This is a genomic window from Sorangium sp. So ce145 (assembly GCF_051525985.1).
GTDB classification, from domain to species: domain Bacteria; phylum Myxococcota_A; class Polyangia; order Polyangiales; family Polyangiaceae; genus Sorangium; species Sorangium cellulosum_B.
The window spans coordinates 1,513,673-1,538,401 of sequence record NZ_CP150315.1 but is presented as its reverse complement, the minus strand read 5'-3'; the positions used below and the strand labels follow the sequence as shown (position 1 = coordinate 1,538,401).

At 73.5% G+C, this 24,729-nt stretch carries 23 protein-coding genes; 13 read left to right on the top strand and 10 right to left on the bottom strand.

Annotation, left to right across the window (positions count from 1 at the left end; genetic code table 11):
• Positions 1-39: 39 nt before the first annotated feature.
• From WMF34_RS05735 to WMF34_RS05710, 6 genes are all read right to left on the bottom strand, one after another.
• Positions 40-1,956 (bottom strand): 4Fe-4S binding protein, encoded by a 1,917-nt coding sequence (locus WMF34_RS05735; protein ID WP_437992655.1) that lies wholly within the window; start codon positions 1,954-1,956, stop codon positions 40-42.
• A 5-nt stretch (positions 1,957-1,961) separates the two neighbouring features.
• Positions 1,962-2,954, bottom strand: coding sequence for a DUF362 domain-containing protein (locus WMF34_RS05730; protein ID WP_012233719.1), 993 nt, complete (start codon positions 2,952-2,954; stop codon positions 1,962-1,964).
• 111 nt (positions 2,955-3,065) lie between these two features.
• On the bottom strand, positions 3,066-4,841 hold the full coding sequence (locus WMF34_RS05725; RefSeq protein WP_437992654.1) for a protein kinase domain-containing protein: 1,776 nt from the start codon (positions 4,839-4,841) through the stop codon (positions 3,066-3,068).
• 247 nt (positions 4,842-5,088) lie between these two features.
• Complete coding sequence (locus tag WMF34_RS05720) at positions 5,089-5,406, bottom strand: type II toxin-antitoxin system RelE/ParE family toxin (protein WP_044964098.1); 318 nt, start codon at positions 5,404-5,406, stop codon at positions 5,089-5,091.
• Complete coding sequence (locus WMF34_RS05715) at positions 5,403-5,639, bottom strand: hypothetical protein (protein WP_044964096.1); 237 nt, start codon at positions 5,637-5,639, stop codon at positions 5,403-5,405. The genes WMF34_RS05720 and WMF34_RS05715 overlap by 4 nt, the downstream gene beginning before the upstream one ends.
• Positions 5,640-5,793: 154 nt before the next feature.
• The gene (locus WMF34_RS05710) at positions 5,794-6,675 is read right to left on the bottom strand and encodes a hypothetical protein (protein WP_437992653.1); all 882 of its coding nucleotides are present in this window, start codon (positions 6,673-6,675) and stop codon (positions 5,794-5,796) included.
• Positions 6,676-7,538: 863 nt separating this feature from the next.
• On the opposite strand from WMF34_RS05710, the gene WMF34_RS05705 reads away from it, so the two are divergent.
• The 10 genes from WMF34_RS05705 to WMF34_RS05660 all read left to right on the top strand — a co-directional run bounded on the left by WMF34_RS05705 (position 7,539) and on the right by WMF34_RS05660 (position 14,808).
• Positions 7,539-7,895: a DUF4398 domain-containing protein gene (locus tag WMF34_RS05705; RefSeq protein ID WP_012233715.1), complete on the top strand. Its 357-nt coding sequence runs from the start codon at positions 7,539-7,541 to the stop codon at positions 7,893-7,895.
• 7 nt (positions 7,896-7,902) lie between these two features.
• Positions 7,903-8,265: a DUF4398 domain-containing protein gene (locus tag WMF34_RS05700; protein WP_012233714.1), complete on the top strand. Its 363-nt coding sequence runs from the start codon at positions 7,903-7,905 to the stop codon at positions 8,263-8,265.
• 371 nt (positions 8,266-8,636) lie between these two features.
• Positions 8,637-9,071: a universal stress protein gene (locus WMF34_RS05695; RefSeq protein ID WP_012233713.1), complete on the top strand. Its 435-nt coding sequence runs from the start codon at positions 8,637-8,639 to the stop codon at positions 9,069-9,071.
• A 157-nt stretch (positions 9,072-9,228) separates the two neighbouring features.
• On the top strand, positions 9,229-9,780 hold the full coding sequence (locus WMF34_RS05690) for a CDP-alcohol phosphatidyltransferase family protein (RefSeq protein WP_437992652.1): 552 nt from the start codon (positions 9,229-9,231) through the stop codon (positions 9,778-9,780).
• Positions 9,781-9,864: 84 nt separating this feature from the next.
• The gene (locus WMF34_RS05685; protein WP_437992651.1) at positions 9,865-10,788 is read left to right on the top strand and encodes a DUF4349 domain-containing protein; all 924 of its coding nucleotides are present in this window, start codon (positions 9,865-9,867) and stop codon (positions 10,786-10,788) included.
• Positions 10,789-10,802: 14 nt separating this feature from the next.
• Positions 10,803-11,285 (top strand): serine/threonine protein kinase, encoded by a 483-nt coding sequence (locus WMF34_RS05680; protein WP_437992650.1) that lies wholly within the window; start codon positions 10,803-10,805, stop codon positions 11,283-11,285.
• An 89-nt stretch (positions 11,286-11,374) separates the two neighbouring features.
• Positions 11,375-12,172 carry a hypothetical protein gene (locus WMF34_RS05675; protein WP_437992649.1) on the top strand — a complete coding sequence of 266 codons (798 nt, stop codon included), beginning with the start codon at positions 11,375-11,377 and terminating at the stop codon, positions 12,170-12,172.
• The gene (locus tag WMF34_RS05670) at positions 12,169-13,482 is read left to right on the top strand and encodes a hypothetical protein (RefSeq protein WP_437992648.1); all 1,314 of its coding nucleotides are present in this window, start codon (positions 12,169-12,171) and stop codon (positions 13,480-13,482) included. The genes WMF34_RS05675 and WMF34_RS05670 overlap by 4 nt, the downstream gene beginning before the upstream one ends.
• 98 nt (positions 13,483-13,580) lie before the next feature.
• On the top strand, positions 13,581-14,417 hold the full coding sequence (locus tag WMF34_RS05665) for a hypothetical protein (protein ID WP_231864703.1): 837 nt from the start codon (positions 13,581-13,583) through the stop codon (positions 14,415-14,417).
• Positions 14,418-14,544: 127 nt separating this feature from the next.
• On the top strand, positions 14,545-14,808 hold the full coding sequence (locus WMF34_RS05660; RefSeq protein ID WP_012233706.1) for a NifU family protein: 264 nt from the start codon (positions 14,545-14,547) through the stop codon (positions 14,806-14,808).
• 183 nt (positions 14,809-14,991) lie between these two features.
• On the opposite strand, the gene WMF34_RS05655 is transcribed toward WMF34_RS05660, so the two are convergent.
• Complete coding sequence (locus WMF34_RS05655; RefSeq protein ID WP_437992647.1) at positions 14,992-15,843, bottom strand: hypothetical protein; 852 nt, start codon at positions 15,841-15,843, stop codon at positions 14,992-14,994.
• A 321-nt stretch (positions 15,844-16,164) separates the two neighbouring features.
• On the opposite strand from WMF34_RS05655, the gene WMF34_RS05650 reads away from it, so the two are divergent.
• The 3 genes from WMF34_RS05650 (at position 16,165) to WMF34_RS05640 (ending at position 19,282) form a co-directional block, all read left to right on the top strand.
• Positions 16,165-16,731, top strand: coding sequence for a cobalamin ABC transporter substrate-binding protein (locus WMF34_RS05650; protein ID WP_231864702.1), 567 nt, complete (start codon positions 16,165-16,167; stop codon positions 16,729-16,731).
• Positions 16,728-17,546: a type I methionyl aminopeptidase gene (gene map / locus WMF34_RS05645; protein ID WP_012233703.1), complete on the top strand. Its 819-nt coding sequence runs from the start codon at positions 16,728-16,730 to the stop codon at positions 17,544-17,546. The genes WMF34_RS05650 and map overlap by 4 nt, the downstream gene beginning before the upstream one ends.
• Positions 17,547-17,749: 203 nt before the next feature.
• Complete coding sequence (locus WMF34_RS05640) at positions 17,750-19,282, top strand: FAD-dependent thymidylate synthase (protein ID WP_012233702.1); 1,533 nt, start codon at positions 17,750-17,752, stop codon at positions 19,280-19,282.
• A 23-nt stretch (positions 19,283-19,305) separates the two neighbouring features.
• On the opposite strand, the gene recN is transcribed toward WMF34_RS05640, so the two are convergent.
• The 3 genes from recN to WMF34_RS05625 all read right to left on the bottom strand — a co-directional run bounded on the left by recN (position 19,306) and on the right by WMF34_RS05625 (position 24,553).
• Positions 19,306-21,003: a DNA repair protein RecN gene (recN, locus tag WMF34_RS05635; RefSeq protein WP_437992646.1), complete on the bottom strand. Its 1,698-nt coding sequence runs from the start codon at positions 21,001-21,003 to the stop codon at positions 19,306-19,308.
• Between the two features lie 34 nt (positions 21,004-21,037).
• Complete coding sequence (locus tag WMF34_RS05630) at positions 21,038-23,443, bottom strand: hypothetical protein (RefSeq protein WP_437992645.1); 2,406 nt, start codon at positions 23,441-23,443, stop codon at positions 21,038-21,040.
• 297 nt (positions 23,444-23,740) lie between these two features.
• Complete coding sequence (locus WMF34_RS05625) at positions 23,741-24,553, bottom strand: hypothetical protein (RefSeq protein ID WP_012233699.1); 813 nt, start codon at positions 24,551-24,553, stop codon at positions 23,741-23,743.
• Positions 24,554-24,729: the final 176 nt, after the last annotated feature.

Below are 24,729 nucleotides of genomic sequence, written 5' to 3'. Positions count from 1 at the left end.
TGTCGTGGTCCCGCCGCCGCGCGGAGCCGGCGTGCGCGGTCAAGACGCCTTGTTGTAGTCCGTGTCCTCGAGAAGGATGACGTTCGTCTTCGAGCGGGTCTCGCCGACGCTGGTCACGTAGACCGCGGGCTTGTCCTGCACCGGACACACCTTCTCGCACGCGCCGCAGCCGATGCACAGCGACGGATCGACGTGCGGACGCTGCACGTGGACCATCTTCATCGGCGGCTCCTTGCCGTGCTCGGCCGCCACCGGCTCGCGCTTCGGGATGTCGACCTCCTCGACCCAGATCGCCTTGGGCGACGTCGGGCAGAACTCCTCGCAGACGATGCACGGCACGCTCATCGACCACGGCAGGCAGCGCCCCTGATCGTAGAACGCGGTGCCGATCGAGATCGGCTTCTGGCCGACGCCCATCTTCTGCTCCTCGGTGATCTTCTGGATCGCTCCGGTCGGGCAGACGTCGCCGCAGAGGACGCAGGAGTGCTCGCAGTACCCGATGCGCGGGATGACGATCGGCGTCCAGAGCCCCTCGATGCCCGCCTCGAAGAACGCGGGGTGGATCGCGTTGTTGGGGCAGACCTTCATGCACTCGGCGCACCGGATGCAGCGCTCCAGGAACTCGCGCTCCTCGACCGAGCCCGGCGGCCGGATGACGCGGTGGTCGTAGTTCGCGTCGAGCACGTCGGCGATGCGCGCCGTCGGGATGATCACCGCGCCGGCGGCGGCGGTCGCGAGGGCGGTGCGGCGGCCCGTGTCGGGCGTCACGAGGGCGCTCTTCCGGTTCGGCAGGAAGCGGAACTTGATGACGTCCTCGGGGCAGGCGCTCTCGCAGTTGAGGCACATGTGGCACTCGTCCTGCCGCCACTTCACCCCGCCCTGGGGCGAGTCGGCGCCCTGGCAGTGAACGAGGCACAGGTTGCAGTCGGTGCACTTCGCGTGATCCTTCTGCATCCCGAACAGCGCGAAACGCGCGAACACGCCGAGGAACGCGCCGAGCGGGCAGAGCACGCGGCACCAGAACCGCGGGATGAAGCGGTTCATGAAGAGGATCGCGACGAACAGGATCCCGACGAACCACGTGTGGTGGAAGTAGAACTGCTTCGTCTGCCACACGCTCGCGGCCAGGAAATCCTGCGCGTGATCCGCGGCGAGCTGCACCGGCCGGCTCCCGGTCGTGGCCGCGGAGCCCGTCACCACGGCGGCGACGTACTGCGCGGCCGGGATGACGGCGAGGCCGATGGCCCGGACCGCCACGCAGATCGGATCGAACAGCCCGCCGATCACGCTGCCGGTCGCGCTCGCCGCGAGGAAGGCGTACATCAGGTAGTACTTCACCCGCTGCCGCGTGTACGTCTTGTTCGCCTCGACGCGCTTGCCGCCCTTGCCGTAGCGCGACGGGAAGATCCACCCGAAGAAATGGTGGAGGGTGCCGAAGGGGCAGATCCAGCCGCAGAACACGCGCCCGAAGACGAGCGTCAGCGCGAGGATCCCGAGCGACCAGAGCAGGCCGCGGTAGACGGTGTGCGTCGAGAGCAGGGTCATCGCGCCGACGAACGGGTCGGCGAGGAGGAAGCCCTCGACGGGGAGCGGCAGGCGCACGCGCGCCTCGGCGGAGGCGAACGAGCCGCGGAAGCCCGTCTGGAACAGGAAGTAGAGGAACAGCCCGAGGCAGCCGGCCTGCACGGCGCGGCGCGCCCAGACGAGCACCTGGATCACCTTGCGCGCCGGCAGCCCCGAGCCGGGCCGGCGCTTCGGGGCGGGCCGGACGATGGCGCCGGCCTTGCGCAACGTGCCCAACAGCGCGGCCCAGCGGGCCTCCTTCGCAGGCGCGGCGGCTGGCGTCGCGCTCGGCCCGGCGGGCGGCGCCGCGCTCGCCTTCGCGGGCGCCACGGCCGCTCCTGCCGCCGGTTCACGGTGCGCCGGCGCGGCCGGCGTCGGATCGAGGTTTGCCATGAGTACTACACCTCGGCGAGCCGCAGGTTCTGCCAGTGCATGGTGCCCAGGCCACGGTCGTGGCCCATCTTCAGGTACGGGATCTCCTCCGGCTTGCGGCCGATGAGCTGGCAGCCGTACGCGTCGGCGGCGACCTGGTCGATCGTCGCGATCACGGTGTGCATGTCCTTCGCGTCGGCGACGTTCCCGCCCTGCGGCCCGTTGCGCATGAGGACGCGGACGGCGTCCACGATCGTGAGCGTCGGCTGGATGAACGTCGCGAGATCGGCGATCGACACGTCGATGTTCTGGTGGAGGCGGTTGCGCCGGCCGCCGAGCGCCCCGTACCAGTTCTTCATCGCGCCGGTGTACTTGGACAGGTTGTGGTGCTTCGCGATCGGGACGTTGATGACCTTGTCCGCGTTGACGAGCGGCGTGTAGACGGGCCAGTCGTCGAGCACCTCGCCCTTCAGGCGCATGCCGCGGAAGCGGTGCGCCGCGGGGATGACGACCTCCCCGCCGACGTCGTAGGCGGCCTTCCAGATGCCGGAGCGCTGGAAGCAGCGGTTCGGCTCGTTGCACGAGGCGTCCGTCACGATGACGCTCTTCGCGCCGGCGTCGTAGGCGAGGCGCACCACCTCGGCCACGACCTTGGGGTTCGTGTTGGCCGCGTGGATCGGCGTGCGATCCCAGCCGATGTTCGGCTTCACGACCACGACGTCGCCGCGCGAGATGAAGCGGCGCATCCCGCCGAGGGCGTCGACCGCCTTCCGGACCAGGGCGGCCGGGTCCGGGGCGCCCCCGGCGAGCGCCTCGGCGCCGGCGCGGGCGACGACGAGCTCCGGCAACCCGTCGGGCGCGTCGCGGAGCCGGTAGTCCCGCGTCTGCTGGCGCTCGGCGGCGGCGGCGGCGCTGCCACCGCGGTCCCACCGGGCCGCCGCGAGCCCGCCCGCGCCCCCGAGGACGAGGCCCGCCGCGCTCAGCCGACGCAGCATTTCACGTCGAGAAATGTCACCCATGGCCCTCGCCTTCCCTGGACCTACGGATAGCCTCCCCGGGCGGTCGCCACAAGCAGAGGTGGCCTGGCGGCAGCGACGTGCGCCGCCTCCCGGCGCTTCCAGCGACGGCGATCAAGGAGGAGCCGCGGCGGACGTCGCCGGGGTCGCTGGCGTCGCCGGAGCGCCTGCGGCGGGGGAAGCGCCCGTGCTCGCCGGCTGCGGCGCCTGCGGCGCTTGCGGCGGCGCGCCGCTCGCGGCGGGCGGCGCGTGCGCGGGCGGCGGGGCGGCGGGCTCGTCCGGCTCGTACGGGTCGGCCTTCAGGCGATCGCGCTCCGCGAAACAGCTGGCGCGCTCCGCGTCGCACGCGGCCCGGAGCTGCGCCGCGCTGGCGAGCTCAGCGGAGCGCTGGTCGGCGAGCGCCCTGGCCTCGTCGCGCTCGGCGGTGACGGCGGCGCGCGCCTTCTCGACCTCGGCGAGCCGCTCGCGCTCGTCCATGGCCGCCTTCTGCGCGGCCGCGGCGCTGTCCTCGCAGGTCTTGAGGCGCGCCGCCTGGGTCGCGTGCAGCGCCTGGATCTCGCGGGCGTGCTCCGCCTCCGACGTGGAGCCGCTCTTCTGGAGGGTGGCCAGCGTCGCGTTGAACTCCGCGCGATCCTGATCGCGGGCGCCGCGGCACGCGATCGCCTCGGACTGGGCGATCTGGTGGCTGGCGACGCAGGTGTCGAGCTTGTCGAACGACTCGGCGCCCCGCTGGCGGGCCTGCTCGAGCTCGTTCGCGAGCCGCAGGGTCTCGCGCTTCGAGAAGCCGAGCAGCACGACCGCGCAGCCCACGAGGGTCATCGCGCCGGCCGCGATCCGCGCGCGCAGGTAGGACGTCTTCTGCTTGAGCCGCAGCCGCTCCGCCTCGCGCTCCGCCTCGCGCTCCGGCTCGAGCAGCACGTCGAGCTCCTCGGCGAGCTGGGTCATCGACGGGCGCTCGTTCGGATCGATCGCGAGCCATCGCCTGAGCGCGGCCTGGAACATCTCGCGCGGGCGCCCGGTGAGGTCTGGCAGCGCGTTGTCGGCGAGCGGCTTGTCGGCGCGGACGTCGTGCGACTCGGCGAGCTCGGTGCGGCTCTGCGCGGACTCGCCCGGGAAGTCCCTGGGGTTCACGAGCGAGTAGAGCAGGGTCGTGGCGAGCCCGTACGTGTCCATCTTCTCGGAGAGCGGCACGGCGCCGGGGAACCCGTTCAGCGCCCGGAGCTGCTCGGGCGAGGCATAGAGCGCGGTGCCGGCGCAGAAGGAGGCCTCTCGCTCCGCGGCCACGCCCAGGTCGAGCAGGATGGGGTGGACGCGGCCGGCGAACCTGGCGAGGAAGATGTTGTCGGGCTTGACGTCCTGGTGCCGGAGCCCGGCGGCGTGGAGCGCCTCGAGCCCGCGCGCGACGGCGAGGAAGATGTCGTGCGCCTCGCGCAGGGCGAGGGGGCTGCGCTCGAGGCGCTGGGCGAGGGTCTCGCCCTCGTAGACCGGCATGGTGAGCCACACGTAGTCGGCGTTCATGCCGTGGTCCTTCAGCTGGACGACGTGCGGGTGCCCGACGGTCGCGAGCATGACGAGCTCTCGCTCGACGTTCCGCATCGCGTACAGCGAGCGGGGCATGAGCTTGAGGGCGACCTGGTGCTCGGGGACGTCGATCCGCTGGGCGACGTACACCTTGCCGAACATGCCCTGCCCAAGGAGGCGCCCCAGGCGGTAGAGCCCGCCGACGATCTGGCCGACCTCGGGGAGGATCGAGGGGCCGCGGCTGCTGCTCTTCGCGGGGTCGTCGGTCCCGCCGCGCGACGTGGTGCGCACCAGGCTGGACGGATCCGCCACCGTGACGGCGAACGCGTGGACGATCGTGGTGCGGAGGTTGGGGTCGACGGGCGGCACAGCGATTGCCAGAGTAGCGGAAGCAGCGAGCGCTGAGAAAGAAGCCGGCGGAGACGGAAGACGGCCGGCGCGGGGCGTTTATTCGAGGGAGCTGGCGGAGGCGCCCGGGGGCAACGCTCTCGCGCACGGAGCGTCGCGTTGACGCGGAGGTGCGCCACCGTGGCTAGACCGGCGCTACGGCGCCGGGAGGCCGGGAGAACGGACGTCGAGGGTCGCGCCGACGTGCGTGGGGTGCACCCGTTGCGGCTCACTCCAGCGAGAGCTGCGGTGGCCGCCCGCGCAGGGCGCTCCAGACGGCGAGCACAAGGACCTCTCCGCCCTCGCGGTCAACGATGTAGTAGACCAGATAGCGCGACGTCGGGAGCGGAGCGCGGCGAACGCCTTTGATCCGCCGGTGCGCGTGCGGTGATCCGGCCTCGGGCGCCGTTCCGAGCAGGCTGAGCAGGGCCGCGAGCTCCTCGCGGAACAGGGAAGGAGCGGCAGGTCGGTTCTCGATCCACCATGCGGCCGCTTCCCTCGCCTGGCGGACGGCTTCCTTGGTGAGCCGGATACGGGCTCGCTTCATCCGCGCGCCGGCTCGAGGCGCGCGATCTCCGTCAGAAACTCGTCCGCGTCGATCGTGCCTTCGCGCGCGCTCGCCAGCGACACCTCGAGCGCCTCGTCGAGACGAGCCCGCTCTTCTCCGTCCAGATCGTCGTTGTCGGCCACCACGAGCTCGATCACGGTCCCCTCGGCAAAGCTCGTCGGCTCGTCGAGGATCAGCCGGCCGCCGTGCACTTTGGCTCGCAGCGCGCTCATGACCGCAGCGTACCATCGGGGGTCCCCACAGGGAAGCTCAGCAGAAGCGCCGAGCCTCCCTTCCCTGTAGGGCAGCGTCGCTCGAGCGTGTGGCACGGGCTGCGATCGCGCTCTGGATCGCTTGCCGCGGCGAGGCGAGCCCCTCGCCTGCCGCTCAGCCCTCCAGCGGCATCACCGGCGCCGCTGGCGAAGGCGCCGCCGGCGCTGGCGTTGCCGGCGAGGGGGCCGCCGTCGCCTTGGCCCGCCGGGCCGCCGCGCGCTTGCGGCGCTCGTACGCGCTCGTCACCTCGCGCACGATCTCGGGCTGGCCACGGAACACGAAGCGCGCCGCGTTCCGGACGAGGCCCATGCGCTCGACGAGCAGCGTCGCCAGCTTGTTGCGGAGCAGCAGCGCGTCCTGCGCCTGCCTGGAGATCGCCTCCGCCTGCGCCGGCCGGCTCCGCAGCTCGGCCGCCACGGCGCGCGCCTCGTCGAGGTGAGCCGCGTCGAAGCCGCCGAGCCCGTCGAGCGCGTCGCGGTGCTTCTCCCCGAGCAGCGCGTAGTCGTCCAGCGCGCTCGCCAGGGCGTCGGCCGTGTCGGGATCCTCCGCGTGCGCCGCGTCGATGCGGGCCAGCATCTCGTCCCTCGCGTCGTCCACGCCGTCGTCGAAATAGAAGCGCAGCGTCGCCGAGATCTCCCCCAGCAGGAACTTCCCGCGCTCGCGGGGGCTCTCGTTCTTCTCGACGGTCAGGAGATACCGCGTCTGTGCCTCCTGCGTGGCGCGCTGCAGCGAGAGGATCTCTTCTGCCGTCCTCGGCCCGAAGCGCGCGGCGTCCCCCTTCTTGCCGTCCTTCGGGACCGCCGACTCGAGGCCCAGGCGGGTCACCCGCTTCTGGGCATCGACCTGTGTCTTCCAGTACTTGTCGCAGAACCTCGCCACGTCGACCGCCTCCCCGAAGAGCACGTGCAACGGCACCGTGATCGCCGGGAGATTGCCGGCGTTCATCTGCTGGACGACGTCCGACCACCGCTCGATATCGCTCGTCTTCTTCGCCATCTCGACCTCCCCTGGGTCGCGGCGCCGGACACCCCGTCCGGAGCGGCAATCCCGGGCATCCATTCCGGAGAGCCCTGGCTCGGACTCCCCTCCACAAGGACCTGAGCCCGAGACTCCCGCTCTCTCGCACCACGAGCCGCCGAGAGCGGGTCATGAAGCGCGCGAGATGCGGGAGCTTCGCGGCAGGGCGACAGGGATCCACGTCCCGTGCCTGGACGACACGGCGCCAGGGACACGCGAAGACCCTCCGGGGTGTCCCTGGCGCTTCACGACGTGTCCCTGGCGCTTCACGACGTGTCCCTGGCAGCGATCTCCGTGTCCCTGGCAGCGATCTCCGTGTCCCTGTCGAGAACACCGCCGGTCGGGATCGGCGCTGCCGCTTGTCCCTGTCGGCCTGTTCCCTGTCCCTGCTCCTCATTTCCATGTCCCTGGCGCCGCTCGACGAACAGCGGCATGACCATCGCTGCCGGCTCGCTCGGATGGTCCTTGTGGATCATTGCAACGAGGGCTGTCGATCCCGGGGCGTCGCTCGCGACAAGAGGTCGCATGCGGGGGCTCGGGCGCCGTCGTCGGATGCGCAACAGCGCAATCCATTGCGCAATGGGCAGCGGCGACAGGAGAGGTCGTCGCGGCGGTCGCGTGCCCCGGAAGAGCAAGAAGCTGGCGGTGCTCCGGCGGCGGCGCCGCCGGCGACGGCGCTCGGGGTCATGGGCCAGATCAGCCCGGCTCGTCCGCGGGCAGCGAGCAGCCCGCGCGCACGGATCGCGCCGGCCAGGCTGGCCTGCCCGATGCACAGCGCGATCCCAGGCGCGCCGCCGGGAGCGACGGTGCCACCGGCGCCGCGAGATCGGGAATCCACGCAAATGCTCGCCAGAACCGCGCTCGTGATCGCCTGTCTGGAGCTCGCCGGGTGCGCCGCGTTCAGACCGCCGGCGCCGCCGCCCGAGCTCGCCGGCGCCCGCGCGGCGCTCCGCGCGGCCGAGCGGGAGGGCGCGAGCGCCGACCGGCGCGCGGCCATGCACCTCGCGCTGGCGAGGAGCGAGCTCGCGCGGGCGCGGCGGCGGATCTCGGTGGGCGACGTGGAGGGGGCGCGCTGGCTGCTGCGGCGGGCCGAGGTCGACGCGGAGCTCGCGGCGCTCCTCGTGAGGGAAGCGGGGCTGCGCGACGCCGCGGGCCGCACGCTGGACCAGGCGAGCGCGCTCGCCGAGGGGAAGGAGTAGGGCCCGCGTGCGCGCCGGAGCCCCGCTCGCCATGGCGCTCGCGCTCGCGGGCTGCGCGACGCGCGCGGCCGCGCCGCCGCCCGAGCTGCTGACGGCGCGCGCCGCCGTCGTGCAGGCGCAGGACAACCCGCTCTCGCCGCTCGCGATCGCCGAGCTGAGGCAGGCGGAGGAGGCGCTCGCGATCGCCGAGCGCGTGGCGCGCGAGCGCCCGCGCTCGACGATCGCGCGCGACGCGGCCTACGTCGCGCGGCGGAAGGCGCAGTGCTCGCTGCTGTCCTCGCTCGTGCGCGCGAACCGGAGCGCCCTCGTGCGCGCCCGGCAGAGCCAGCGCGCCGCGACGCAGCGCGCGCGCCCCGGCGGCGAGCCTTAGCCCGCGGCGCCCGCCCCTGCCGACGATGTCGGCTGCGCCGTCGCGCTCGACGGTGCGCGCACGCGGCCTCAGCAGTCCGCCAGGAGATCGCGGCCGCGCCGTCGCGCCGCCGCGCTCACCGCTGCGCGCCCGCGCGACGCCTGATTTGCCGCCAGGATCCGTGCGGATCGGCCCGAGCGCCCCCGCGCGCCGCGTACCGCCCAGGGCGTCGGCGCGGCTTCCATCGAACAGTTTCTCCTGGGAGTGGCCGATTTTTGGATCCAAGATGCGCGCGACGCGCCTCCGCCGGCATCGAAAGCGTCCCGGGGGTCAGCGTCGGTCGAAGTTCGAAGTTCGACGGGACACCCGGTCCCGCGTGCGAGGAGAGCGCGATGAAGGAAGGCGCGAACGTGATACTGGTGCCCGTCGACTTCGAGGCGGCCTCGATGAAGGCGATCGAGCTCGCGAGGGATCTCGGCGCGAGGCTCGGGCACCAGGTCGTGCTGCTGCACGTCTACCAGCTCCCGGTCTACACGTACCCCGGGCTCGAGCCGGCGCTGATGCCCGGGTTCCACGCCGAGGTGAGCGCCGCCGCGTCGCGCGCGGTCCAGCAGCTCTCGGCGCAGACAGGGGGGCTCTCGACGGCGCTGCGCGAGGGCGACCCTGCGACCGAGATCCTCGCCGCCGCCGACGAGCAGGGGGCGGCGATGATCGTCATGGGCACGCACGGCCGCCGGGGGATCTCGCACCTCTTCCTCGGAAGCGTCGCCGAGCAGGTGATCCGGCGGAGCAACGTCCCCGTGCTCACGGTGCGCGTGGCCAGCTGATCCTCCGCGGCGCCTCGCGGTGGGCGGGCCGGCGCGGCTGCCGGCCGGGGCGCGGCGGGCAGGGCCGCGCTCGACTGGGTTAGGGCGGGCTCGACCGCGCTCGACGTGGGTCAGGGCCCCGGCTTCTGCGTCGCATGCGGCGCGTGGAGTTCCTCGCATGTCGACCCTGTCTCCGCGCGATCTCGCGCTTCCGCCGAACCTCGTGAGCCTGGCCCGGCTGCCGCTGGCGGCCCTGTTCCCGATCGTGGCCACGCGGCCCGCGCTCGCCCTCGCGGTCCTCTGCTGCGCGGGCCTGACGGACGTGCTGGACGGCTGGCTGGCCCGCCGCTCCGGTCAGGTGACGCCCACCGGGGCGATCGTCGATCCGATCGCGGACAAGGTGTTCGCGCTCGCGGTGGTGGGCACGCTCCTCGCGAGCGGCGCGCTCCCCCTCTGGGGCATCCCGGCGCTCTTGGCCCGCGAGCTCCTCGAGCTGCCGCTCGCGCTCTGGATCGCGGTGAGCCGCCGCTTCCAGGGCGCGCGCCTGTCGGCGGCGAGCGCCAACATCCCCGGCAAGCTCGCGACGGTGGTGCAGTTCGCGGCGGTCTTCACCGCGATCGCGCTCCCCTCGGCGCTGCCCGTGATGCTCGCCGCGTCGGCGATCGCGGGCGCGGCCGCGGGCGTCTCGTACTGGGCGCGCCAGCTCCGCCGCGCGCCCGGGGCGGCGTAGGTGCCGCCTGGAGGCGCTCCTGGTGTAAGGTCGGCCCAGGCGGCGCGTTGAGCGTCTGCCACCGGCTCCATGCTCCGAGGAACCATGCGAAGAACGCTGCCCGTCTGGGCTCTCCTTGCCTCGCTCGCCGGCCCTGCCGCCTGCAGCTCCGCCTCGTCGGCCGCGCGCGACGCCTCCAGCTCGCCGGCGTACGGAGCGGCGCCGGCCCCGATGGCAGGGATGCCTCCTCGGGTCATGCAGACGGCCGGCGAGTCGACGCACTCGGGGTCGGTGCGCGAGGAGTCGTACGACGCCGAGATGCCGGTGGCGGCGGATTTCGCCAAGGCCGCGCCGCCGCCGGCCCCCGGCGGCGGCGCTCAGCTCCCGGCGGCGAGGCCGGCGCCGACCGCCGCCACGCCGCAGCCGGCGCCGACCTCCTCCGGCGCCGCACCGCAGGCCGCGCCCCAGGCCGCCGGCGAGGTGAGCGCGGCGCGCGCGCCCCTCCTCGTCTACACGGCGGAGATCGGGATGGCGGTGTTCGAGGTGGGCGCGTCGCTCGCCAAGGTCGAGGCGCTCGCGCGGGATCTCGGCGGCTTCCTCGCCCGCCGCGACGATCGGACGATCACGATCCGCGTCCCCGCCGCCCGGTTCGACGAGGCGCTGAAGCGCCTGGCAGACCTCGGCGACATCCTCCAGCGCAACGTCGTCGCCCAGGACGTCACCGAGGAGTTCTTCGACCTCGCGATCCGCATCCGGAACGCGCGGGCCGTGCGCGATCGCCTGGAGAAGCTGCTCGAGAAGGCCGCGAAGGTCGAGGAGTCGATCCAGCTGGAGCGCGAGCTCGCGCGCGTGTCCAGCGAGCTAGAGCGCCTCGAGGGGCGGCTCAAGTTCCTGCGCGATCAGATCGCGTTCTCGACCCTCACCGTGTCCTTCCAGCCGCGCTCGACGGAGACCCTCGCCCCGTCGGGACCGCGGCTCCCCATCGACTGGCTCAACGAGCTCGGCCTCTCGCGGCTCCTCAACCTGTGAACCGGGCGCCTCCGATGAACCACTCCCTTCGCCACGCCTTCGCCCTCGCCGCCACGCTCACCGGCGCGGCGGCGCTGCTCGCCTGCGGCCGGCCCTTCACCCCCGCGACCCCGCCGGGGTTCGTCGATCTCGAAGATCGCTATGGCGACGACGAGTACCGCGCGACCACCGCCGAGGGGCTGGTGATCGGGATCCGCGCGTTCGACAACGATCCGAAGGGCGACCTCGCCTTCTGGTCCCGCGTGATCGAGAAGCGGCTGCGCGAGGGCGGCGGCTACGCGCTGCTCGGCAAGACCGACGTGAAGGCCCGGAACGGCCTGCCGGGCGTCCAGCTGCGCTTCGGGCACGACGAGGGGAAGGAAGCGCACCTTTATTACCTCACCGTCTTCGTCAACGACGATCGCGTCTTCCTCCACGAGGCGGGCGGAGCGAAGGCGCTGGTCGAGCGGCATCAGCAGCAGATCGACTGGGCCATCCGCAACTTCCTGCCGGAGTGACGCGCCGCCCGCGTCGGCCGCGCGCGCGTCCCTACAGCCGCTGCGCCGCTGCGCTTGCTCGCGGAAGCCCTGTTTGCTACCTGGCGGACGTGCGTTCCCGCCCCATTCCCCGTGACGCGCGGCAGCGCCGGTGGAGCCAGGCGCTGCTCCTCGCCCTCGCGGCCACGCTCGGCAGCGCCGACGCCCTGGCGCACGGCGGAGGAGAGAAGCCGCTCGCCACGGTGCCCGCGCCGCCCCCCGGCGACGGCGCCAAGGCGGCGCAGATCCTCCGCGAGATCGAGGGCCGCGTCGCGCCCCTGCCCACGGCCGTCGCCGGCGAGAAGTCCGCCGGCGGCGAGGAGACCGCTGTCGGGGCGCCGATCGCGGCGAGCGGGCCTTCGCCGGGCGCCGCGAAGGTCGTGGCCGAGCCGATGGCGCACGCGAAGCGCGCGCTCCAGCGCGCGCACGGCGCGCGCGCGGCGGGCGACGCGACGAACGCGCGGCGGCTCGACGCGGTGGCCCTCGAGTGGGCGGAGACGGCGAGGACGCTGCTGCGTGCGGCGGCGGCGGAGGCGGCGGCCGTGGAGGCCGCGAAGCGCGCGCGCGAGGTCGAGACGAAGCTCGAGCGGGCGCGCGCGCTGCTCGAAGAGACGCAGGCGCGGCGAGGCCGCGCCGCGGCGGAGCTCGAGCGGATCGAGGCCGAGGCGCGCGAGGCGACCAGGGCAGCGGCGAACGTCGAAGCGCAGCGGATCGAGGCCGGCAAGAGAGGGGCGGCGCCCAAGGCGGCGACGCCGGCGACGCGGGGAGCGCGAGGGGCCGAACAAGCGCCCACCGCGGCGCCAGGCGCCGGGCCCAAGGGCGGCGCCGGCAAGGCGACGGCTCCGGTGGGCCAGGAGGGCACGCCTTGAGCGCGCGCCGCCTCGCAGGGGCCGCCGTCGCGGGGGTGCTCCTCGGCGCGTGCGCGCCGATCCCGCGGCCAGCGGTGCTCGATGAGCTCGATCACGTCCGCGCGGGGGCGGTCGCCGCCGAGTCGAAGCGGCACGCGCCGGGCGCGTTCGCGCGGGCGGAGAAGCTGCGCGGCGACGCGCTCGCCGCGCTCGAGAGCGAGGATCGATCCGGGGCGCAGATCCTGGGCGAGCAGGCCATCGCGGCGCACGCGCACGCGCACGCGCTCTCGCGGGTGGCTCGGGCCGAGGCGGCCGAGACCGAGGCGAAGGCGCAGCGCTCCGCGGGCGAGGCGTCGCTCGCAGGCCTCGAGGCCGAGCAGTCGCGCGTCGCGGCCGAGGTCGACGCGCTCGACATGCGGACCAAGGTCGCGCGGGACGCGCAGCCCGTGGTCCCGTCGGGCAAGGCCGATGCGGATCGCGAGAAGGCGCGCCTCGCCGCCGCGCGCTCGCTCGCGCTCCAGGCCCGCTTGCTGTGCGGCGCGGCGCGCCTCCTGATCGCACCGGCGCCGCAGGACAGCTCGCAGCCCGCGAGCGCAAGCCCCGCCGGACCCCAGCCCGCGAGCGCAAGCCCCGCCGGCCCCCAGCCCGCGAGCGCCAGCCCCGCCGGACCCCAGCCCGCAGGCGCAAGCCCCGCCGGACCCCAGCCCGCGAGCGCCGAGCTCGCGACGCAGCTCGAGGGGGCGACCGCCGCGATCAAGAAGCTCGACGCGGAGCTCGCCGAGGCGAGCGCCTCCACCCGCGCCATCCCGGCGCCCATCGACCAGGCCTCCCGCGCCCGGGCGGGCTGCCTCGCCGCGCTGACGGCCGCGCGCCGCGCCGCCACGCCGGTGACCCGCGCGCCTGGCGCCGGTGACGCGCTCCTCGCGGAGCTCTCGGCCGCGGGCACCTGGTCGCCCGTCCGCGACGATCGCGGCATCGTTGTCACGCTTCGCGGGCTGTTCGCCGGCAACGCCCTCACGAAGGCCGGCGAGGCGCGCCTCCGCGACCTCGCGCTGGTCGCCACGGCGCACCCCTCCTTTCCCGTGGCCGTGGTCGTGCACACGGACCGGGAGATCCACGCCAGGGAAGAGCCCGCGTGGGCGGCGCGGGCCGATGCCGTCGTCCGCGCCCTCGGTCCGGCGCAAGGCGCGACCGCCGCGGGGGCGCCCGCGGGCCCGTCCATCGCGCCGTTCCTCGCGGGATCCGCGTCCCCGGTCGTCGATCCGGGGGGCAGCGAGCGCGCCCGCAACGCCCGGGTCGAGATCATCTTTGTAACCCCGGAAACCCTGTGAGGCGTGATGGTCCCGGCCGCCGGAACTCCGCTCGCCTCGGAGAGTCGTTCTCGATGATGCGCTCTTCCACCTTCGCCCGAAGCGAAAGCAAGCCTGCCGTGCTCGCCTGTGCGCTGGCCGCCGCCCTCGGGAGCGCGTGTCAGGAGGACGGCAAGACCTCCCAGAAGCACGCCGCGGAGCTCTGCGGCAAGCTCGCGCCGATCGTCGCGGAGGACGTCGGCCAGGTGCGGACGGGCCTCCCCGCGGGCTCGCAGAAGCTCGCTGCGCTGGTGGACACCGACCCGGGCGCGAACCTGCTCGGGCTCCAGAAGGCGATCGCGGGAGCGCGCGCCTCGGTGAAGGACCTCGAGTTCGCGAAGAGCACCTTCTTCTCGTTCGCCGATCCGAGCGGCACGGTGCTGCGCAGCGAGGCCGATCCGGACATGCTCGCCAACAGGTCCGTCCTGGCCTCGTTCCCCGAGCTCAGGAAGGTGCTGGCCCCGGGCAGCGGCGTCGTCGAGGCGTTCGGGGAGATGCAGGAGATGCGCGGGGTCAGGAACGGCCCAGATCTCCAGTGGGTCGCCGTGCACCCGGTCACACGGAGCGGCGGCGAGCTCCAGGGCCTCTTCGTCACGGGCTGGTCGTTCCGCGCCTACGCGTACCGGCTGCAGGAGGCGGCCAAGCGCGACATCGCCGAGATCGCCAAGCGCGACGGGCTGAAGTCGACGCCGCTGCTCTACGTCTTCGCGTGGAAGGGCGCGAAGGCGTACGGCGGACCGGTGACGCCCGACGTCAACACCGAGGCGCTCGAGAAGCTGGACCTGCCGGCGAAGACGGCCTCGGGCCCCTGGAGCGGCACGGTGGAGATCGCCGGCCGCACCTTCGGCGCCGCGGCGCAGCGCGCTCCGGAGCTCGCCGCGGACGCCGGCGTCGCCGCGCTCGTTTCGACGCTCTGAGCGCGCCCGGCCCCCTGGCGACGGCCCGGGTGCTGCGACGGCCGGCGGCGGGCCTGGGGGAGATCTCCTTATCGAGCGCTACCGTGCTAGGCTGTGGCGACTGGCTCGCGCTGCCGAGCTCACCCCCATGCCGGCTTCCATCGATCAGCTTCTCAAGGTTTGCCGCGAGGTGATCGCGCCGCTCGTCCGAGCCGACGGCGGTGAGCTCTACATCGTGGCCGTCGAGCCCGATCACCTGACGCTCCACCTGGCCGGCGCGTGCTCGGGCTGCCCCGGGGCCATGCTCACCGCGCGCGCGGTGATCGAGCCAGCGGTGCTCGCCGTCGCGCCGTCCGCGCGGGTCATCGTGACCAACGGCATGCGTGTCCCCGACGGCGCCTCCCTGGCCTGAGGCGGGCACCCGCTGCGGAGACGGGCCCATCTCGACGTTTTCGGTGCTCAGCGCACTGGAGTGCGCTTCCGCGCCGAAAACGCCGATCTGGACCCGTCTCCTGTGCGGGTGACCGCCTCAGGCGGGTTGCAGGAACCGGGGGGTTGAGAGAGAGAGAGGGAGGAGCGGGGGGGGCGAGGGATACTACTTTTTGCCGGGCTTGTCGGCGGAGGGGGGCGGGGCGGGAGGGGGATCTTCCTTGCGGACGGCGGAGGCGACGGCGGGGTCGATGGCGTTCGCGTCGACCGGCTTGTTGGGGCGGAGCGAATCGAGGCTGCCCAGCGTGACCAGGTCCTCGTAGGCGAACGCGATCTCGGAGTCGTTCCGCTCGATCGCACGGAAGTGCGTGGCCGCGTCCTTCCAGTCGACCTCGTTGCCGTAGCGGCCCTTGTCCGGAGCAGGCGGCGTCACGCGGCCAGGCACCCCGAACGCCGTCGCGAGCTTGACCACGGCGGACGCATAGTCCTTCCCGCGGGCGGCCTTCTCGCCCAGCGGGTGCTCGTCGATGATCTTCCAGAGCTTGTCCTGGATGAAGAAGAAGTACCGCTTCCCGCTCTCGCGGGTCAGCGTCATCATCGATTCCTTGTTGAGGTAGGTGTACTCGCCCTTGAGCGGCGTCGCGTCGATGCCGGTCGGCAACCCGCCGAAGTCGATGCGGCTGCGGCGGAACGCGCTCTTCTCCTCGGCGAGCTCCGCGTCGAGCGCCCTCATCTTCACGCCGGGCGAGACCGCCTTGTAACGCGGCACGTACGCCTCATCGAGCATCTTGTCGATGACCGCCGCCACCTGCTTGGTGGTCATCCCCCAGGCGATGCCCGGAGGCGTCAGCGCGATCGTCTTCTTCGTCACCGGCGTATCGGCAGGCTTGGCAGGAGCCGCGGCAGACGCCCCGCTCGTCCCCCGCTTCTGCTGGGCAGCCGCCACGGTCGCACTCGTGATCGCCGCAAGGCCCAGCCCCAGAGCCAGCGCCGCTCCCAGGAGCCTCTTCGCTTTCATGTTCCTCCTCCAGCCGGCGCAGGCCCTGTCCCTGCGCTCTGTGCAATCGCAAAAGCCAGGAAACCCAGCCCGGCAAGCCGGAGAACGCTAGCACCTGCGGTAGGACAGGAGAATAGGTTCTCCGCACCGAGCGGGGTCGACCGCCGTTGGACGATCGCTCGGCCGGATCGATGGAGAGCAGCGAGCGCGCGGCGGATCGCGACGAGGGCAAAACAGCCTCGACAGCGCCTGTTGCCAGTGTGTGCCGGGTCCTGACAGGGACCGGCCGACGTGCTACGAGCTCTGGCCCCAAGGATGATGCCTGCCGCCGGTGCTGCACCTTTGCGCCTTGCGCTCGCCGCGCTGGCGACCGTTGGCCCCGCCGGCGGCTGTGTCGCCGATCACGAGCGCCCCGCGGCGTCCGTCGATTCCCAGGCTGGCCTGCCCCCATGGGAGGGGCGCGCGCGCGAGGTCTTCGACGACAACATCGAGCCTGCCGCCGTGGGCTTCTCGCTGGACGGCCCCTCGCCCAGATCCGACCCGTTCCTCCGCGAGCGGGCGCAGACGGGAGACGTGGTCGCGCGGGTGCGCGTCAACACGGTGACCGTCGACTCGATCGGCGAACAGAGCACCTACCACCTCGGGATCCAGGTCGGCTACCCTCCGCTGGCCACACCCCGGGCGCCGGACCGGGCGTTCGAGCTCCACATCCGGCCGCAGAGCCGCGCGTTCGGCGTCGCGAAGGCGATCGACGCGCGGCTCCGCGGGCTCACCTTCATCGCCTTCATCCGGCGCTTCGCCGGCGAGGCCGGCGAGCCGGAGATCCACTGGCACCTTTCACCTGATACAGCGGAGGTCGCCGCGGCCGTCAAAGAGGCCGTCGTCCTCGGGGAGCTGTCTGCGCCGTGAGCAACGTGAGCATCAAGACGGTCAAGGAAGTCGACGCCCTCCGCACGGCCTCACAGATGGCTGCGGAGACGCTCCTCGGCGTCGGCGAGATGATCCGCGCCGGCATCACCACCGAGGACATCAACACCTTCGTCCACGAGGACACGATCCGCCGCGGCGGCTACCCCGCGCCGCTCAACTACCACGGGTTCCCGAAGAGCGTCTGCACCTCGATCAACGAGGTGGTCTGCCACGGCATCCCGTGCGATCGCGTCCTCGTTCCGGGCGACATCATCAACGTGGACGTCACCACGATCTACAACGGCTTCTACGGCGACACGTCCGCGACCTTCTACATCGGCAAGCCCTCGGCCGAGGCGAAGCACGTGACCGAGGTGTCCCGGCGCAGCCTGCAGCTCGGCATCGCCCAGGTCCGGGACGGGGCGCGCCTTGGCGACATCGGGGCCGCCATCCAGGAGTTCGCCGAGGGCGAGGGCTGCTCGGTGGTGCGGGCCTTCGTCGGGCACGGCATCGGGCGGCGCTTCCACGAGGCGCCGCAGGTCTCGCACGTGGGCAAGTACGGCAGCGGCGCCCGCCTCCGCGCCGGCATGTGCTTCACGATCGAGCCGATGATCAACCTCGGCACCTACGAGGTCGAGATCCAGGAAGACAAATGGACCGCGCTGACGGCCGATCGCTCGCTGTCGGCGCAGTTCGAGCACACCATCGTCGTGACGAGGAACGGCTGCGAGGTGCTGACCCGCCGCAACCGGCCGCTCGCGAACAGCGAGATCTTCCCCGATCCCTTCGTCGTCTCCGCGGCGCGAGCGCTCTGACGCAGAGCGCGCACGACGCCGAACACGCGCACGACGCCGAACACGCGCACGACGCCGAACACGCGCCGCGCCCGGACCGCGCGCGCCGGCCTGCCCCGGCCGCGAGGGCCGGCGCGGCGGTGCGCCGGCGTGGCCCGGATCGGTCGATCGGAAACCGAGTTTTGTCGACCGTCCGGCCTGCGATTGGGAGTAGAAGCAGGGGCATGGCCTTGGACGAAGCGTCGCGTGCCCGCATCGCGCCGTATGTGTCGAGCCTGACGGCCGACGTCTTCTCGCTGTCGGGTCTGCCGGAAGAAGTCATCGCCGTCCTGTTCGCGTACTACTCGCGCAGCCGGGACGATCTGCGCACCAACCTGGCGCGCCTGCTCGGCGACGAGGAGCTCGACGTCGCCCCGGAGGCCGACGGCCGGCCGCGCCGGGGCCTCGCGTTCGCGTCGGACAAGGCGCGGAGCTTCCACGAGAAATGGGTCGTGGGCTACGGCCACGCGTCGGTCGCCGAGCACGCGGTGGTGCACCTCGCGATCGAGAACGTCAGCATCGTCGCGTCCAAGGTGATCGAGGACCTGCGGCTCGGCTCCTACACGGAGAAGAGCACGCGCTACGTGGTCTTCGATCAGCACTCGTTCGTCGACCTGCCGGAGCTCGACGCCGAGCACGCCGCGAAATACAAGGCATCGAGCGAGCGGCTCTTCGCGACCTACCTCGACCTCGTCCCCAGGGTGACCGAGCGGCTCGGCGCGCGCTCGCCGAAGCCCGAGAAGATGTCGGACGCCGCCTACAAGGGGGCGCTGCGCGCGCAGGCGTGCGATCTCCTGCGCGGCCTCCTGCCGGCGGGGACGCGGACGAACATCGGCCTCACCGCGAACGCGAGGGCGCTCGAGGTCCTGCTGACGAAGATGCTGTCGCACCCGCTCGAGGAGGTGCGCAGGGTCGCCCGCGAGATGCACGCGGCGGCGCTTGCCGTGACCCCGACGCTCGTGAAGTACGCCGCGCCGAACGAGCTCCGGCAGACGCTGCAGGCCAGCGTCGCCGCGGCGATGAAGCGGGTCTACACGCCGCCGGACGAGGGGGTGAGCGCGACGATGGTGATCAACCAGCCTGTCCGGCTGGTGCGCTACGACAAGGACGCGCTGGAGCGCGTCGCGCTCGCGCTCGCGTATGACGGGAGCGATCCGGGCGTGCACGCCTACAACCTGGGCGACGCGCTCCACCGCGCGACGCTGCCGGAGCTCATCGGGATCGCGAAGGCCGCGTGCGAGAAGCGCGGCCCGTACGACGCGCCGCCGCGCGCGTTCGAGGCGTCGACGATGACCTTCGAGCTGATGCTCGACTACGGCGCGTACCGCGACCTGCAGCGCCACAGGATGCTGACGCCGGCGACGCAGCGGCTCACCTGCCGGCTCGGCTTCGAGACGCCGCAGGCCCTCTCGGATCTCGGCCACGCCGAGGCCTACCAGGACGCGATGCTCGCCGCGCGCGACGCGTGGAACGCGATGGAGGAGCGCTACCCGCTCGAGTCGCAGTACGCGGTGCCGCTCGGCTTCCGCGTGAGGACCCTCTGGACGCTGAACCTGCGCGAGCTCTTCCACGTCATCGAGCTCCGCTCGGCGAAGCAGGGTCACACGAGCTACCGGCGCATGGCCCAGGGTCTCTACCGCACCGCGATCACGGTGCACCCCTGGCTCAAGGACCTGATCCGCGTCGATCTGAACGACTACGCGCTCGCGCGGAGCTGACGTCCGGGACGCCGGCGCCCGCGTCAGAGGCGTGCTGCCTCGATGAGCTCCGTCGCGGCCCTGAGCGACGCGCCGGTGACCTTCGCCCCCGACAGCATCCGCGCCACCTCGGCGATGCGGTCCTTCTTGTCGACGCGCGTGACCGAGCTCTTGGCGATGCCGCCCGCGTTCTCCTTGGCGACGACGAAGTGCGCGCCGGCGAACGCCGCGATGGGCGCGAGGTGGGTGATGCAGAGCACCTGGTGGTGGCGCGCCACGTCGCCGATCGCGCGCCCGATCTTGTCGGCGACGGCGCCGCCGACGCCGCTGTCGACCTCGTCGAAGACGTAGAGCCCGGCGGGCCCGCACTCCGCCAGCACCCGCTTCAGGGCGAGCAGGGCGCGCGAGAGCTCGCCGCCCGAGGCGATGCGGCGCAGGGGGCGAGGCTCGATCCCCTTGTTGGGCGAGATGAGGAACTCGACGCGGTCGATCCCGTCCTGGCCGAGGCGGGCGCCGTCGACGACCAGCTCGGCGCGGTCGCCGCCGTGCGGCTCGATGTCCACGACGACCCGCGCCCCGCCCATGCCGAGATCGGCGAGCTCCGAGGAGATCGCGGCGCCGAGCTTTTCGCCGGCCTTCCGCCGCTTCGCCGAGAGCTTGCGGGCGCGTTCGGCGGCGACGGCGAGCAAGGCGTCGCGCCGCCGCTCGATCTCCGCGACGTGGCTCTCGACCCCCGAGAGGCGCTCCAGCTCGGCCGCGAGGCGCGCCCGCGCGGCGAGCACGTCGTCGAGCGTGGGGCCGTGCTGCCGGAGCAGGCCCTCGAGGCGGTACATGCGATCCTCGATCTCGGAGAGGCGATCCGGGTCGGCCTCCGCGCGCTCGGCGTAGCGGGCGATCTGGCGGGCCGCCTCGCTGAGCTCCGTCCAGCAGCCGTCGACCGCGCGGGCGACATCGTCGAGCGCGGGATCGATCTCCGCCGCCGCCCGGAGCTCCGAGGCGAGGCGCGCGAGCTCGTCGCACATCGCGTCGTCCCCTTGATCGAGGCGGGACGCGGCGCGCCGCGTGATGTCGTGCAGGCGGCCCGCGTGGCGGAGCCGGTTGCGCTCGGCCGCGAGATCGGCGAGCTCGCCGGGGCGCGGCGACAGCGCGTCGATGGCCTGGAGCTGGAAGGAGAGGAACGCCTCGCGCTCGCCGCGGCCGCGCTCGAGCTCGCGGGCGGCCCTGAGCTCGGCGGTGAGCGCCTCGAGCGCGCTGACGTCCGCCGCGAGCTCGCTGCGCGCAGGCACGAGGCGGCCGAAGCGATCGAGATAGCCGAGGTGCGTCGACGGATCGGTCAGCGCGACGCTCTCGTGCTGCGAGGCGACATCCGCGAGCTCCGGGGCGAGCGCCTGGAGCTCGCCCGCGGTGCAGAGGCGGCCGTTCAGGTAGGCGCGCGAGCGGCCGGTCGCCTGGACCACGCGGCGGACCACGAGCTCGCCCTCGCTCGCGATGCCGGCGGCGTCGAGCATCGCCATCGCGCGATCGGAGCCGCGCACGTCGAAGAGCGCCTCGATCTCGGCCTCGTCCGCGCCGGGGCGGACCTGCTCGGCGCTCGCGCGGCCGCCGAGGACCAGCGAGAGCGCGCCCACGACGATGGACTTGCCCGCGCCCGTCTCGCCGGTGAGCACGTTGAACCCGGGCTCGAGCCGGAGCTCGAGGGCGTCCATCAGGATGAAGTTCTTGACCCGAAGCGCGACCAGCACAGCGGCGGGAGGATAGAAAGCTTTCGACCCGTCGTCAGCGGATCTTCACCTGCTTCATGACGGTGACCGGAATTCCTTCGAAAGGCGGCACCGCGACGTCGCGGAACGCAGCGGCGATGCACCCGGCGGTGGCGGTCCCGACCAGGTCGCCCCCCTCCACGCGCGCCGACATGGCCTTCCCCGTGGGCGCGAAGGTGACGGCCACGCGGGCCGTGCCGGTGAGGCCCTCGCCGGTGCACCCGGCGGCGGCGGCCGCCGCGGACGCGAGGACGCTGGACGCCGCGCTCTGATCGAAGCGCGCTGGCTCGTCCTTCGCTGGAAGGAGCGGCGCCGGCGGCGGCTGCTTGCCCGCCGGCTTGGTGCGCTCGGGCTCGCTCGGCGCCGCGGCCCGGGCAGGGCGCTCGGGTACATCAGGCTTCTCGCTGGCTTGCGGCGCGGCGGTCGCCGCCGGCGCAGCGGTCGCCGCCGGCGCAGCGGTCGCCGCCGCAGCGGTCGCCGCCGGCGCGGTGGTCGCTGCTGGCGCGGCGCTCGCCGCCGGCGCGGCGGTCGCTGCTGGCGCGGCGCTCGCTGCCGGCGCGGCGGTCGGCTCGGGTGCCACGCCGGGAGTAGCCCCTGCCTGCACGGGCTGCGACGGTGCAGCTGGCTCGCCGGCAGGGCCGGCGGAGGCGGCCAGCGCCTGCTCCGCAGGGCCGGGAGAAGCGGCCGGCGGCTCCGCGACCGGCTCGTCATCGAGGGACGGCTCCCGGTCGGCGGTCTGGCCAGCGGGCTCCGTCGCGGCGGATGACGGAGGCGGCGACTCAACGAGCGCGCCGCTGCCCGCGGGCGCGTTCTGGGTCGCCGCGGCGCTGGACGAGCGGCCGTGAGCCTGCGCGAGGTAGAGCGCAGCGCCGAACACGATGAAGACGACGGTCACCCAGCCGGCGAGCGCCATGTTCTGCCGCGATGCCGGCGTCGAGAGGGCGCGCAGCTTCTCGGACACGACGGAGCCGGCCGTGATCGAGGTGCGCACCGGCGTCTCTTCCCCGGAGGACGTGTGTCCCTCGACGGCCAGGAGCTCGGGCTCGACGGGCTGCGAGGGGAACGAGGAGTCCGAGCTCCGCCCGGCGGCGGCGTCATCGAACAGCCCGCTGTTGATGCTCAGGATCTCTTGATCGGCCCGGTCCTCGTTGCGGCGCGCCTCGCCCTCCTCGCCGGGCGGCGGCGCCATGCTGCGCAGGTCGATCAGGCCCGAGGTTTCCTTGCGCTCGGCGCGCCCGCGAGGCTCGGTCTGGCCGGGCCAGTCGCCCGCCGCGCGGGCGGTCGACCGCGGAGAGAGGTTCGTGAGCGCGAGCGGCTCGTGCGACGGCCGCTCGTCGTTCCCCTGATCCCGCGGCCCTTCCGCGGCGCCCTGCGCCTCGGCCGCCTTGGATCTGGCGCGGCCTCGCCGCTGCTCCTCGGCGGCGCGCGGCGGGCCCGCGGCCGGTGACGGGACGAGCGAACCCAACAAGGCGAGGTCCGCCGGAGAGGCGTCGGCGGGCTGCGCGGCGCTCGGGCCGGACCGGGCGCGCCGCGCGGGCGGCATGGGCGGCGGGGCGAGCGCCGCCATCGCCTGCACGTCCTCGAGCCGGAGCTCGGGCGACGAGCGGTGCGACGACGGCCGGCCCTCGTCGATGGACAGCGGCGCCGACGGTATCTCGGAGAGCGGCGCCGGCGGCATCTCCGACGGCGGCGCGACGGGCCGCGAGGTGCCGCCGGCGCGCGGGACGGCAGCGGTCCGCGGCCGCGCCACCGGCGCCGTGGTGCGCTGCTCGCGGCGCGCCGGCGGTCGCGCCGGGACCGGCGTGCGCGGGGCCGCGCGAGGCACCGCGGCGGGTTCGAGCGCGGGCGCGGGCTGGCTCGCGCGCTCCTCCTCGAGGGCGTGCGAGCCGAACGAGAGCGACGGCGGCTCGACGCCCGGGGAGAGCATCTGCGCGAGGTCCTGGATCGAGACGGGATCCGAGTCGGCGGGAGGGAGCGCGGACGGGCTCCTGCCGGTCGGCGCCGCGCCGCCGCGGGGCGTGTCGTCCCAGGAGAGGCCGGCGAACGTGCGATGCCGCGCCGGGACCTCGCGCCGCCCCAGCCCGCCGTCCGGCGTCACGACGGCGTGCTCGAGCGAGGCCTCGGCCGCCGCGTCGAACGCATCCAGCGCCCTCGGGCTGGACTCGGGCGCGGCGTCCAGCTCCTGCTGCGCGATCCGCTCCGCGAGCGTGAGCCCCCGCCTGCGCCCCGCCGCCGGCGCCGCGCGCCGCTCCGCCTCGCCCGCGGGCTCCACCAGCCGGCGCTGGATGCCAGCGCCCGGGAGCGTCGTCTCGGCGTCCAGCACATCGCTCGACAGCCCGGCCCCCCTCTCCGAGCGGCGCCCGGAGGAAGGCTTCGCGCGCTCCGGCTCGCTCGACGGCTCCCGCCGGTCGCGTCCGCTCACGGAGCTCGGAACGCCCGAGGGGGAAGACCGTGGCTCACCCCTCTCGGACGCGGACTGCTTGCTCTTCGCGCGACACGTCTTGCAGACAAACGGCAAGGACGGACGCATCTCGCGTCCTACACCGATCTCCACGTAGGTCCTGCAGAGAGAGCAGGCGAGTTGCACCTTGAGAAGAGAATCGCGCAGCTCGCCAGCACGCGCAATCTTCTTCACAGGTGACCAGGGCGGTCGTCCTCGGGCTCGCCCGCTCCGCCCGGCTCCGCGGCGCGGGATTCCGCCGGATCCCGCTGGATTCGCCTAGGCGGAGGGCTCACCGGCGGGCGCCGGCAGGGGCGCGGGCGGGCGCACCCAGCGTTGCTCCAACCAGTCCAGCGACACCGGCGCGCTCCGCAGCGCCGTGTCGACGGCGCGCGCGACCGGATCGGGGGCGGGGGCTGACCCGGAAGCGCGGGTCGACAGGATCCAGTTCGACAGCTCGTAGTGGTGGAGGAGCGGCGCGAACCGGTGGGCGTCGAAGCCGGCGAGGATCTCCGCGGCGCGGCTCAGGCGATCGCAGCGCACGAGCGCCGTCGTGACGTCGAAGAGCAGGGCGCGGAGGTCCTCGAAGGCGCGCTCCGGGTCCCCGGCCACGCTCTCCAGGAGCGCCTCGAACCCGGCGTCGGAGAGGCCAGCCGCGTCGGCCGCCTCGGCCATCGCGGGCACCTGCGTGGCCAGGAAGTCGGAGCTGGGGGCGTGCCCAAGGAGGCGCCCGACGAGGTACAGATCGAACGCGCTGGCGATGGCCTCGGCGAGCAGGAGCGCCTCCGCGCTGGGCGGAGCGCCGGCGCCCGCCGCCGTGAGCGCGCGGTGGGCGAGGTGGTGCCACGCCACGTGCGCGACGACGTCGGCGGCGAGGTGGTCGCCGGCGATCAGGTCGCCTTGCTCGCTCTGGCTCCAGAACGTCAGGTTCAAGAAGACGACGCGATCCCAGCTCGCCTCGCCCTCGGGCACGCGAAAGCGGTACCCGTCGCGCCGGAGTGCCTGCTTCAGATCGTCGTAGAGCGCGACGTGCCGGAAGGAGCGCTCGTCGTCGATGGTCAGCTCGTCCAGGGTCAAGGTTCGCAGCTTCACGCGGCGGACATTAGACCCGGAACGTTTCGTCAGCCACAGCGGAGGCCGGGGAGGGACAGCCCCGGCGGAGGCCTGGAAGAACCGGGCGGCGTCGCGTGTTTTGGGCCGGGGGCGGGGTTTTCCCGACCAGGGCCGCAAGTTCTCGCCCCTGGCCGGGTGTTGCAAGCGCCGCCGGC

Coding starts and splice junctions, on each gene's coding strand:
- WMF34_RS05735 (WP_437992655.1), bottom strand. CDS start 1,956: ATGGCAAACCTCGATCCGACGCCGGCCGCGCCGGCGCACCGTGAACCG.
- WMF34_RS05730 (WP_012233719.1), bottom strand. CDS start 2,954: ATGGGTGACATTTCTCGACGTGAAATGCTGCGTCGGCTGAGCGCGGCG.
- WMF34_RS05720 (WP_044964098.1), bottom strand. CDS start 5,406: ATGAAGCGAGCCCGTATCCGGCTCACCAAGGAAGCCGTCCGCCAGGCG.
- WMF34_RS05715 (WP_044964096.1), bottom strand. CDS start 5,639: ATGAGCGCGCTGCGAGCCAAAGTGCACGGCGGCCGGCTGATCCTCGAC.
- WMF34_RS05710 (WP_437992653.1), bottom strand. CDS start 6,675: ATGGCGAAGAAGACGAGCGATATCGAGCGGTGGTCGGACGTCGTCCAG.
- WMF34_RS05705 (WP_012233715.1), top strand. CDS start 7,539: ATGCTCGCCAGAACCGCGCTCGTGATCGCCTGTCTGGAGCTCGCCGGG.
- WMF34_RS05695 (WP_012233713.1), top strand. CDS start 8,637: ATGAAGGAAGGCGCGAACGTGATACTGGTGCCCGTCGACTTCGAGGCG.
- WMF34_RS05690 (WP_437992652.1), top strand. CDS start 9,229: ATGTCGACCCTGTCTCCGCGCGATCTCGCGCTTCCGCCGAACCTCGTG.
- WMF34_RS05685 (WP_437992651.1), top strand. CDS start 9,865: ATGCGAAGAACGCTGCCCGTCTGGGCTCTCCTTGCCTCGCTCGCCGGC.
- WMF34_RS05680 (WP_437992650.1), top strand. CDS start 10,803: ATGAACCACTCCCTTCGCCACGCCTTCGCCCTCGCCGCCACGCTCACC.
- WMF34_RS05660 (WP_012233706.1), top strand. CDS start 14,545: ATGCCGGCTTCCATCGATCAGCTTCTCAAGGTTTGCCGCGAGGTGATC.
- WMF34_RS05655 (WP_437992647.1), bottom strand. CDS start 15,843: ATGAAAGCGAAGAGGCTCCTGGGAGCGGCGCTGGCTCTGGGGCTGGGC.
- WMF34_RS05640 (WP_012233702.1), top strand. CDS start 17,750: ATGGCCTTGGACGAAGCGTCGCGTGCCCGCATCGCGCCGTATGTGTCG.